Here is a 10,600-nt window from a genome sequence, read left to right as displayed (position 1 = left end):
TCCAACCGCTCTGGGAAAAGCGTCGTCTGATCCCGGCTGACACCTTCGATGAAACCTGCCATGCAAAGCCTCCAAATCATGGGTAAGCATAGCATAAATCAGAGTTTTTACACAGCCTCGGCGGAAAGCAGACTGCTGCAGCGCGGCGCAGCCGTTTCGGCAAAGTCGGAAGAGCAGCCGTTCGTGCGGACTGCGTCGGGCGTCATCCCTTAAACCCAATGTCGGTCACTTAGCATTCTGTCACTCAAACGAACGGTGCCTGCGAACACCTTGGACAGTTCGCGCATTCGGCGGAGCGGAGCCTACCACGGTTCAGGCGATGGCTTTGATGCCTCTAAGATGCGCATGCGCCTGAGTCCCATAGCACAGAGCAAATCAGTCGTGTTGGCCGGATCGTCGTTGGCCGAACGAAACTCCAGAGCCGCAATATACCTGCCCGAAGGTCCTCGACGAAATTGGTGATGTAGAAACCGAGAATTCCCGCGAACACAGCCGCGAAGGCTCCGGGCTCCAGCAACTCGACAAGCCATCGCATCACCTTTTGCCTCCAAGGTGAACGGCCGGCCGCAAGCATCAGCTTTGCGACCGGCCTGCGAAGGCGTCCCTTGGTGCGGTCACGGGGATGCGACCGCGCCTTGGGCATCAGGCGTAGGCATGTGCCCGCTCGGGCATCGTTTCGGCGTCCGAGGCGCGCATGCCGCTCTGCCAGATGTCGTTCGCAATCCCCAGCCCCAGAGGCACGCCGCCGATGGGCAGTTCCGCGTCGGTCACGTCCGCCGGGCGCTTCTGGGTCCAGACGTTGGAATAGCGGACATCCTGCGGCTTCCTGTATTCGCCGTTCGTCCCGATCGCGTCCCCGGAAGCGAACGCATCAAAGCGCCAGTGGACGCCCAGCCAGATCCGGCTGAAGGCGTTCTCCCAGATGGCGCTCCACAACGAGGGGAAGCGTCGCTTGACATGGGTGCGCACCAGACCCGGCTGGTCCGTCAGCGGACGGTTCGGATCGTGGGGGCCGTCCAGATCGCGCGAGATGCCGTTCAGTTCCTCGGACACGAAGGCAAAGCCGATATCGTCGGTGCCGTCAGGCGTGACCATAGCCTTGCCCGCATCGGCGTAGAACAGCCGCGCCATCTGGAAGCAGGCGGCCCCGAAGGTCGCATGGCCCGAGGGATAGGCCGGGAAGGGCGGCTTGAAGCTGGATTGGTCGGTATTCGTCCGGGGTGCCCCCAAGGCCAGCCAGAACGGATCGGCGCAGTCGGTCAAAGCCTCGGTGCCGTCACGACCGATCTCGGAGCTTTCGTCATGCTCGCGGATGCCAGACAGAGGGCGCCACAGCTCGAAACGGTATTTCTCGGCCCAAGCGAACTTTCCGGCATCGGCCATGGCGACGTTGGCCAAGGCGAATAGCCGCACGAACGCGCTGGTCTGCCTGATCGTCGCATCGAGCGTCGGCTTGTGCGGATCGGCGGCCGGATCGCACTTGTCCCAAGCCACGACGCGCAGGATTTGGTTGTAAAGCCGCGGCGGCGTGCCGATCATGTTCGCCCCGTCATAGGCCCAGTAAAGCGCCGCGACCGTCTGATCAGGCTTGCGGGTCGTCGTCGGCAGGGTGGGGGCACCGCCCAGGGCATGGACCTCTTTCAGCGCGGCATCATATGCACCATCCTGCCGCCAATGGGCTAGCCGGTGGCCTGCGGGGTCGGTCACGGCCATTGGGCGCGCGGTCGTGCCGTAAAACGGCCCGTGGTAGGTGCGCGCCGGTTTCAGCCCCTTGCTGCGATCGTCGGGGTCGATGGGAACCAGCGCGACGGGATGCTGCGGCTCGTCGCGGAAAAAGAAGCGGCCGGATTTGGGTTCATAGTTCTGATCTCCGGCACCAGGCTCTCCGGGTTTGACGGCCAGACGGTCGAGGATGAGTGTGGCCACGCGCACCCCATGCCCGTGGGCCGCCGACAGCGTGTCGATATGAGGATCATAGCCGTCGATCAGCTGCGTGCGCAGATGTGCCATCGTGCTGCGCGCCGTGGTGGACATGCTGGCGGGAAGGCTGCCGTATTGGTGGTCTATGACGGTGATTGCCGCCGCCGTCATTGCCGCATTCGCGTTCGTCAGCGTCCGTTCGACACCAGCCGGCAGGGACGGCACGGCAGCTTCGGGCAGCCATGTCTTGGGATTGCCGTCCATGCCCGCGCCCAAGACCGAGAAATAGGCGTCGTGCATGGCCAGATGCAGAAGGCCCAGGGCCCGCGCGCTCAGCGTCGGGCCGCCCTGGGGGCCGCCCAGTGAATGGGTGATGCGGTTCAGCTCCAGCCCGACATGGTTCCAGTAAAGGACGGGATAGGCGTTCAGGCCGGGGGCCTCGGACACCGGGGGAAGGTTCAGCATGATAATCTCCGTTGTGATGGGGCGATCGCGTCACTGGACGGTCGCGGCTGCGGTGAAGGGATCTGCGGAAGGTCGGGACCGGGCGGGGAGGGGGGAGGAGGAGCGCCCGGCCCCGATGGGGGTCAGTCTGCCGGCACCCCGTCTGTGCGGGTTGCGGGCACGACCTGATCGCGTGGGGCCGGCAAGGTGTAATATCCGGCCGCCCAGGTGGAGATCGCGGTGACGACGGCCGTCACTGCGGCCGAAACCTGGTCGGGCAGCGGGTTGCCGGAAAGCGCCTCGATGCCGAAGACGACGAGGACCGCCACCGAGGCTGCGGCGGTGGCCGCGGTCACTTTCCGTGCGGTCTTGTCGGTTGCCATCTGGGCCATCTGTATTCTCCTTTGCTTGCTGGGGGTGAAAGGGGGACTGCGCCTACAGCACCTTGGCCGCGCGCAGCATGTCGGGAAGCGAGGCGATGGCCACGCCCGAGACCTTGGGCATGTCCGCGGGCCGCCAGCGGCCGCCATCCGATCCGGGCTGGTGCCAATAGCTGGAGGCGTCATGGGTCACGAGGCCCAGCAGCGTCCCGGCGACGATGGTGGTGCCCAAGGGACCAAGACGCAGGCCACCCGCGGCCTCGGCCTCGCGCAGGACGTAGAACCACAGGGGCGTCTCGTGGGCCAAGGGCGTGCCCGCGATGGCATGGCCCACCGGTCCGGCGGCGATCTGGTCGGCATCCATCATCGGGATCGCACGGCGGGTCATGGCCGAGATCGTCGCGGCCACGGCCTGCGCGCATGGCAGGTTCAGCGTGTCGCCCTTGATCAGGTTCAGGACCGCGAGGTTGCGCGGCGGGCGGGCCGGATCGTCGTTGGCCTTCAGCGGCAGCGCGGCCAGGATCGCCGACAGGTTGGTGTCGATGGCCTGCGCCGCGCGGTTGGGCGCCGCTCCCGGATCGATCGCCGTGCGGGTCCAATCGGCCACCCAGTTCGAGGGCAGGCGCTTGTCCGTGACACCTAACATCGGGTTCGCCACTCCGCCGGTGAAGGCGAACAGCAGGTTAAAACCGGCATCCCTAAAAAAGTCGTTCCAGTCATAGATCTGGCGCACCATCGAATGACCGAACCGGAAGGCTGCGGCGGAAAACTCCATCGGTAGGGGCAGCCGGTCGGAGGGGGCGCCGCCAGTGCGGGCCAAGAACTGGGCATAAAACGCCCCGCCATCGGCCATCACTCGCGCCAGCGTGTCCGCCTCGCAGACTGCGGGCAGGAAGGTGTTCACGATCAGCCATTGATAGATCCAGCGCACGCGAGTCTTGGCCCATTCGAACAGCGCCTGATCGCCCGCTGCGATCACTGCCTGGTCGTCGCAGGCATCTACGACCCGGTTGTGCAGGCGCAGCATCGCCAGGTGGAACTGGGCGACGAACAGATTTTCGTCGTTGCGGGCATCCCCGATCAGGGCGCGGTGCAGGTTGGGGCGGTCCGGCGTGCCGTCTGGCTTCAGAAAGAAGAACATGTCCAGAAGCGCCGGGTCGGTGAGTTGGCGCAGCTTGTCCTCGGACAGGATGCCGTCGATATGGCGGTCAAGCCGCACCAGATCGCCCGCCCCGTCCGTTGGCAGGGGCACGAACTGAACGGGATCACCGACCGGGGTCGGCTTGGCGACCAGCATCTTGCCCGGCAGGGTCGGGTGGCGCATCGCGGTGGCCAGCATGGCGTCGCTTTCGCAGCAGACGATCACGTCGCCGTAAAGGCTGTCCAGATCCAGCATGCCGGTGTTCAGGTTCACCACGTCGCGTTCCAGCACGTCGCGCGGGAGCGGGGTTCCGGGCACGGCACCCGGCGGATTGCCATCCGTCCCGGCCGAGATGTCATGATCGATGAACTGCCCGAAATAGGTGAAGATCGGCGCCACGTCGCTGTCGGCGGTGCCGGGGAAATTCGCCGGATCGCTCATCGCCTGACCAAGCGCGGTCAGCGCCGCCATGCGGTCGGCGCCGGGGGTGATCTGCGGCGCGGCCGCGTCGAGATAGCGGAATGTCCGCGCCGAGCAATTGATGCGCGCTTCGACATTCGTGGTGAGCGGCATGCGCCCATGGCCTTTGGAATAGATCACGATCTGTCCTCCATGCAGACCGCCGGGGTGCTGGATCGACCCTTTGGCGGCGTGACTGGACAGAAGATGCGCGCCAGCCGTCAGGCCAGCGTCAGCGGCCCATCATCACAGCGCGAGATCGGAGGTGTCAGCCCGTCAGAATCGACGCGGCATGCCGCAACAGGTTCGCGCGGCGCAGCGTGTCGACCGGATATCGGTCGTCGCGCAGATAGGCATCCAGCGAAAAACCCGGTTCCAGCCGGGCCAAGGCGGCCAGCTGGGTCTCGGCGGCGCTGAAATTGCCCCGCGCGGCGTGCAGGGCCACAAGCAGGCGGCGCGGCGCCACGAAGTCGGGACATTGCGCGACGGCGCGTTGGGCCGCGATGGTCGCCTCGTCAAAGCGGTGGTCGGCGATGCAGACCACTGCGTGATACAGCTCCCACAGGTGCCAGCCCTGATCGGCGCCGACCGCCATGCGGCAGAAGGATGACAGCTGATGCGCCTGCGGCGTGTCGCCCTGCGTGACCCCCGCCACGGCCAGCGCCTGCCGCGCGAAAAGATTGCCCGAGTTCAGCCGCAGCGCATCCGAGGCCATGCGCACCCCGGTTTCCAGATCGTTGAACAGCAGCGTCCGGGTCAGTGCGATCAGCGCCCGCGCCATGCCATTGTGGGGCGCCAGTTCCAGCGCATGACGCATCAGCCCGTCGACATCTTCCAGAAAGCCCGGATCGGGGCGCTGGTTGCGCTCGATCACGCGGGCCATGCGGATGAAGGCGATCCAAGCCAGATAGACCCCGTTGCCGTCCGTCTCGAAAGCCTTGCGCATCAACAGTTCGGCCTCATCGACCTTGGCGGCATCGAAGGTCCACAACTTGCGCAAGGCCAGATTGCAGAAGCCCGTCGCCGCCGCCTGCGCGACGCCCAGACCCACGGCCTGCGGCAGTTGCGTCAGCGTGCGCAGCGCGGCCTCGTGCGCGAGGGTCGAGACGAAATCCTCGGCCAGCAGATCGCCTCCCGGTTCGGGCCGGCGCAGGCCCGAAAACAGCACCCGCCGGTCGCGGCAATGCGTGATCTGAAGAAAGACGACGCCGCCGCCCGCCTCTCGCGACACGTCGCACTTGATCTCGATGTCCGCCACGGGCGGCTCGTCGGCATCCGGGATTGGCTGGTTGGGCGCGACCTGCTGCGATGAGACCCGTTCGCCGATGTTGCGTCCGACCTGATCGGCGATGATCCGGCCGATCAGCGCATCCGGCCCTACCAGCGAGTCCGAGGTCACGCAGGTCAGACGGATCTCGCGTTCGGGCGCGACGGCGCGCGGCGCAGACGGTGCGACGGTCTGCTGCCGCTGACGCAGAAGGCGCAGCCAATCCTCGAATTCCGGGTCGCGGACGTCCAGACCCTCCAGAATCTCGCGCTGGCCGCTGCCAGGGGCGTCGTCCAGATCGACGGTGACGCGGGCCGGGTCAAGCCAGACCGCAAGCCGGTCCGATCCCAGCAAATCGTGGTGGTCCCCGAAGGCGCGGCGGATCTCGATCAGGGTCTGGCGCAGGCTGCCGCTGGCTTGGGCGGGGGCCCGATCGCTCCACAGCCGGGCCTCGATCCAGCGGCGCGACCGGCGGCGGGCGTCATGTTCGGCCAGAAGCGCGATCAGTCCCTGCGCCTTGGTCCCGCGCGGCGTGATGTCGGTGCCGTCCGGCGCCCGCATGCAGAGAGGGCCGATCAGGCTGATCGTGAAGGTTGCACCCATTTTCGTGACTCCGGCGAGGCAGCATCGTCAGTCGAGCGTCAAAAACAGATTTCCGAGGGGGCGATTGCTTGACCTTAAGTTAACTAATCTTGCTTGTGAACTGGAATATGTCGCGGCGCAGCACAGGGAGGCAGCCATCATGAGCATTTCGGCAGGCAAAGCGGGAAAGGCAGGCAAAGCAGGCAAGGCCGGCAAGGCTGGGAAAGCGGGCAAGGCCGGAAAGGCGGACGTGGCCGAGGGCGCGCAGGCCTCGGTCGGGGGTCTGCTTCTGGCCGGAGAGGGGGTGCGCGGCTTCTGGGACACCTCGGCGGTCGTTCTGCCGCCCGATGCCGCGCATCAGCGTGAGGATGTCTGGCCCGCCTTCCAGCGCCTTGACGACATCCCGCAGGAGATCATTATGGACGACCTGCTGTTTCGGTTGTTCACCGTCCAGTTGGGCTATCAGGGCAGGGCCAAATCCGGTGCGGTTCAGGTCAAGGCGGGCGCTGAGACGCTGCTGCATCTGGCCCGGCCCGGCAACAATGCGGCCTTTGCGGCGCAGATGCGCTTCATGCGAGACGCCGCCGACCTGCGCGCCGACCGCCTGGACGAGATCGACGAGCAGCGCGGCGACATCCTCAGCTTCTTCGCGCTGATGCTGCAGCTTCAGGACGACCGAACCCCCTGGACGCTGGAGCTGCTGGCGGCGGTCATCCGGCTGGCGGGCTATATGGTCATGCCCATCAAGCTGTATTTCGACGTGCCGCGCCCGATCCGTTACAGCCAGCAGGTGCTGCCGGTGATCCAGACGCCGTTCCACGGCAGCTGGCCCAGTGGCCATGCGACCGAAGCCTTCGCTTCCGCGACCATCCTTGCGGGCCTGATGGCGCCCCCGGCGGACGGCGCGGCCTTTGCCGTGTCGCCGGACATGCTGCACCAGCAGCTGCCCTTCCGCATGGCCGAACGCATCGCTACGAACCGAACCGTTGCTGGGCTGCATTGGCCCATCGACAGCCTTGCGGGCGCGGTTCTGGGCGTCTCGCTTGGACAGGCCGTGGTCAACCACGCCCTTGGCCGGACGACCACGCCCGCCCATGCGCTTCGCGCGGGCATGGGACTGGCGGACGATTTTTCGTTGGAGGAACTGGTGCCCTATCTGTCAGGGGCGACGAGCATTGCGCTGGACCCGAGCGACGACACGATCCTGCCCGAACTTTGGGCCAGGGCGCGGACCGAACTGGCCTAGCGGATTGCGGGGTTGGCGGTCAGGGCCTTGGCACCCAGCCGTTCCTGATCGCCCGCCAGGACAGGCACGGGGCCGCCCGGATGGTTCAGCGCCAGGGCCCGCGTCAGCGTCGGCGCCGCCGCGCTGGAGCCGGAAAAGCGCGCCGTCGTCCCCGACAGCGTGCCGCTGGCCCGCAGCCCCCGGATTGCGGTCGCGGTCTCGCTGACCGCCGAAAGACGCGGCTTGATCCCCGACCAGTCCGCTCCGCGCGCGGCGTAATCCGCCGGGCGCGGGGCGCGGCCTTCGGTCAGCAGGGCACCGCCGACGCTGTGGATCTGCGAATGGTCCGAGGCCGCATAGGCGCTGTTCGTGCCGTCATGGCGGATCGGGCAGGGCGGGTGGTCGTGACCGGTCCAGTCGCGGCTTCGGCGGTTCCAGCCATGGGCGTCGGCGGCCTCGAAATAGGCCTGCCGTCCGCTGAGCCGGTATCCCGCCGCGCGGTCGTCGCGTTGGACCTGAAGCACAATGTCACGGGCCCCGGCATCGTCGAACCGGATCGTCCAGGCGCCTGCCGGTGCGGTCGGATCGCCCGGCGCGATGGCCTGCGTCGGGGCAAGCGCCAGAAGGATCACCGCGTCGCGCCGGGCCTCACGCGGCCGATGATAAAGACGCCCGACTAGACGCCCCCGCCAAAGGATGTCGCGCGACCCGCCGGGCGCGACCGTCGCCGCAGCGATGTCGGTCCCGTCGGGCAGCGTTAGGCCGATGGACAGGGGCGCGCCGTCACCTGCCTCGCGCGCGGCCAGGTCGCGGATCTCGACATAGCTGGGCGTCGCGTCCTGCGGTTGCAGGCGCAGCGTGATCGCCCCGTGCCCGCCTGTGGCCGCAGACAACCGCGCGACCTGCCGTCCCTCGTGATCGTTGCCATAGGGCAGCACGATATGCACCTCGAGCCCGATCCGCCCCGCCTGTGCGATCAGGCGCGCCATCTGGCGTTCCAGGAAAGACTTTCCGTCCTTGGACCCCGCCAAAATCCCAAGGCTGGCATTGACAATCAGCCGGACCAGTCCGGCCTCATGCGCGACCGTGATCGCCCATCGCAGTCCCTGAAGCAGCGGCACCGTCATCTGCATGCCCGACGTGTCGTTCACCGCTTCGGGCGGCAGCTGCACGCCGATCAGGGGCAGCCTCCGCATCGGGTCGGCCGGGTCCAGAGGGTCGGCGCCCGCCGCCAGATCCAGCACATGCGTGCCATGGGTCTGGGCCTGAAAGATCGTCCGGACCAGCCGGGGATCGGCGTGAAGGCCGTCATGGATGTCGCGATACAGCACCGCCTCGGCGGTCGTTGCCGTGGCCGCCGTCAGCCCCGCTACGGCCGCGGCATTCAGCACCCGTCCCATGCTGTCGCCGCGCTTCAGGACGGCCGACTGCAACCAGACCCCCAGAAAGCGCGACGTGACCGGATCGCTGCGAAAGCGCGCGTTCAGAAAGCCGATGCCGTCGTCGATGATGGCGATGCCGGTGCCGGTGCGCGTCCCCGGGCCCGCAGGCATCACAGAGGGAACCTCCGCCCCGTCCGCCAGAGCGATCCCCTGCGGCAGGGTATGTCCTTCGGGGCGGAAGACCAGCGCCTCGGTTCCGCTCCCGGCCCCGAGGGCACGGACCAGACCACGCTCCATCGGCAGACAGAACAGCGCCGCATCAGCCGCGATCGCTGCGAAGAACGCATCCGGTTGCAGGTTCGAGACGACGAAGACCGCTTCGGGACGTGCGGGATGCGACCAGCGAAGAGTGCGCAACCATTGACCATATGCATCCAGAACCATGTCACACCCAACAGACGCATCCCACACAGCCAGAAGGCACCCTCTGCCGCCGCCGATCAAGCGCCCCGCGCCGGACTGCCTGCCTTTTGACGCTGAACTAACGCTGCCCGTCCCGGCACCGGCGCCCGCCCGGTCCGACATCAACCGGCGCGTGCCTTTCCTCTTGGAACGGCAACCCGACGGTTCGATCCGACCTTGCCTCGGGCCCGGCAGGATGGCTTAGGGGATCGACACAGTCGGACCGGTGGTCCTGCGGCACGCGAGGTCCGCATGGGCCTGGGCGGCCTGATCCAGCGGCATGCTCTGGCGGGGTTCGGATTGCAGCATGCCTTGGGTCACCGCCGCGAACAGCGCGGCCGTGCGGCGGCGCAGTTCCGCCGGATCGGCGATGACATGAAACAGCGAGGGCCGCGTGGCCCTGGCCGATTTCGGTGCCAGATCCGAGAAGGCGAAATCCGTGATCGGACCCCAGGCCTGTCCCAAGCACAAATAGCTCCCCCGCATCGCCAGCGCCTGCATGGACCCCCGCCAGATCCGCGCGCCGACCCCGTCATAGAGGACGGCGACGCCCCGGCCATCGGTCAGGCGCGCGACCTCGGCCGCGAAATCGGTGCGGTCATAGTCGATGACATGGGCATATGCGCATCGACGTAAAGAGCCGAGGTCGTGTGCGCCGGGACCCCGCCGGATGGCGAGTGCCCAAGATCGTGCGGCGGCGAAAAACGACGCCGAGAACCTCTTCAGCCAGGCCCGTCCGAGTGATCCGAAGCGAACTTGATATTTCTCACGAAAAGGACGGTGGGTTCAACCGGTCAGCGCAACGGCTCTCTCGAACGTAGCAGCCGGGGTCTCGAAGCCAAGCGTTTTCCGTGGCCTGGTGTTGACCCGCAGAGTAGACTGTGCCACCTCGATTTTGCTGCGCCAGGCACCGACGTCCGGTTTGGGGCAGCCATACCGCGGCATCCATCAGGCGTCGATCGGCCGCTTTGGGCCGATCACCCCGAAGCTAGTCTGGCCGTCGAAAGGGGCGGAAACCGGACCGATGGCGGTTCAGAAACAGAATTGGCTTCGTCTGCATAAGCGGACGTCCACAGACTTCAGCTAGTAGGAGCAAACGCAGCGTAATGGCAGCCACGAAGGGCCGAGTGCGCAGGTTGGAGGCTAACTCTCACCGTTCCCGTTCCCGTTCCCGTTCCCGTCGCCGGGGGCGACCGATTGACACAAAGCGCCCTTAGGGTCAGGATGCATTGATTTCCGTTTCGCGGCGTGATTCACGGCCCAGAAACGGAGCGGTGACATGAGCGACCTTTTCTGGCTGACTGCCGCGCAGATGGCACGCATGGCCCCCTTTTTTCC

Annotated in this window: 7 protein-coding genes; 1 reads left to right on the top strand and 6 read right to left on the bottom strand. The window is 66.7% G+C overall.

Annotation, left to right across the window (positions count from 1 at the left end; all coding sequences use genetic code 11):
• Positions 1-642: 642 nt before the first annotated feature.
• The 4 genes from EG885_RS20440 to EG885_RS20425 all read right to left on the bottom strand — a co-directional run bounded on the left by EG885_RS20440 (position 643) and on the right by EG885_RS20425 (position 6,214).
• Positions 643-2,385, bottom strand: a complete 1,743-nt coding sequence (locus EG885_RS20440) for a vanadium-dependent haloperoxidase (protein WP_131578347.1) — start codon at positions 2,383-2,385, stop codon at positions 643-645.
• A gap of 122 nt (positions 2,386-2,507) precedes the next feature.
• Positions 2,508-2,756: a hypothetical protein gene (locus EG885_RS20435; protein WP_131578345.1), complete on the bottom strand. Its 249-nt coding sequence runs from the start codon at positions 2,754-2,756 to the stop codon at positions 2,508-2,510.
• Between the two features lie 43 nt (positions 2,757-2,799).
• Positions 2,800-4,485 carry a peroxidase family protein gene (locus EG885_RS20430; protein WP_131578343.1) on the bottom strand — a complete coding sequence of 562 codons (1,686 nt, stop codon included), beginning with the start codon at positions 4,483-4,485 and terminating at the stop codon, positions 2,800-2,802.
• A 127-nt stretch (positions 4,486-4,612) separates the two neighbouring features.
• The gene (locus EG885_RS20425; protein WP_131578341.1) at positions 4,613-6,214 is read right to left on the bottom strand and encodes an AfsR/SARP family transcriptional regulator; all 1,602 of its coding nucleotides are present in this window, start codon (positions 6,212-6,214) and stop codon (positions 4,613-4,615) included.
• Between the two features lie 139 nt (positions 6,215-6,353).
• On the opposite strand from EG885_RS20425, the gene EG885_RS20420 reads away from it, so the two are divergent.
• A complete protein-coding gene (locus tag EG885_RS20420; protein WP_131578339.1) occupies positions 6,354-7,439 on the top strand; it encodes a phosphatase PAP2 family protein in 1,086 nt (361 codons plus the stop codon).
• Here EG885_RS20420 and EG885_RS20415 read toward each other — a convergent pair.
• Together EG885_RS20415 and EG885_RS20410 are read right to left on the bottom strand one after the other, a co-directional pair.
• Complete coding sequence (locus tag EG885_RS20415) at positions 7,436-9,217, bottom strand: S8/S53 family peptidase (protein ID WP_165571239.1); 1,782 nt, start codon at positions 9,215-9,217, stop codon at positions 7,436-7,438. The genes EG885_RS20420 and EG885_RS20415 overlap by 4 nt on opposite strands.
• A 246-nt stretch (positions 9,218-9,463) precedes the next feature.
• Positions 9,464-9,871, bottom strand: a complete 408-nt coding sequence (locus EG885_RS20410) for a zinc-binding dehydrogenase (RefSeq protein WP_278248500.1) — start codon at positions 9,869-9,871, stop codon at positions 9,464-9,466.
• Positions 9,872-10,600 lie beyond the last annotated feature (729 nt).

This window comes from Paracoccus nototheniae, assembly GCF_004335005.1.
Classification (GTDB): Bacteria; Pseudomonadota; Alphaproteobacteria; order Rhodobacterales; family Rhodobacteraceae; genus Paracoccus; species Paracoccus nototheniae.
The sequence above is the reverse complement of the archived record's forward strand: the minus strand, read 5'-3'. Positions and strand labels throughout refer to the sequence as shown.

Bases quoted from the DNA above. Each gene is read 5' to 3' on its own strand.
- EG885_RS20435 (WP_131578345.1), bottom strand. From the start codon at position 2,756: ATGGCCCAGATGGCAACCGACAAGACCGCACGGAAAGTGACCGCGGCC.
- EG885_RS20425 (WP_131578341.1), bottom strand. From the start codon at position 6,214: ATGGGTGCAACCTTCACGATCAGCCTGATCGGCCCTCTCTGCATGCGG.
- EG885_RS20440 (WP_131578347.1), bottom strand. From the start codon at position 2,385: ATGCTGAACCTTCCCCCGGTGTCCGAGGCCCCCGGCCTGAACGCCTAT.
- EG885_RS20420 (WP_131578339.1), top strand. From the start codon at position 6,354: ATGAGCATTTCGGCAGGCAAAGCGGGAAAGGCAGGCAAAGCAGGCAAG.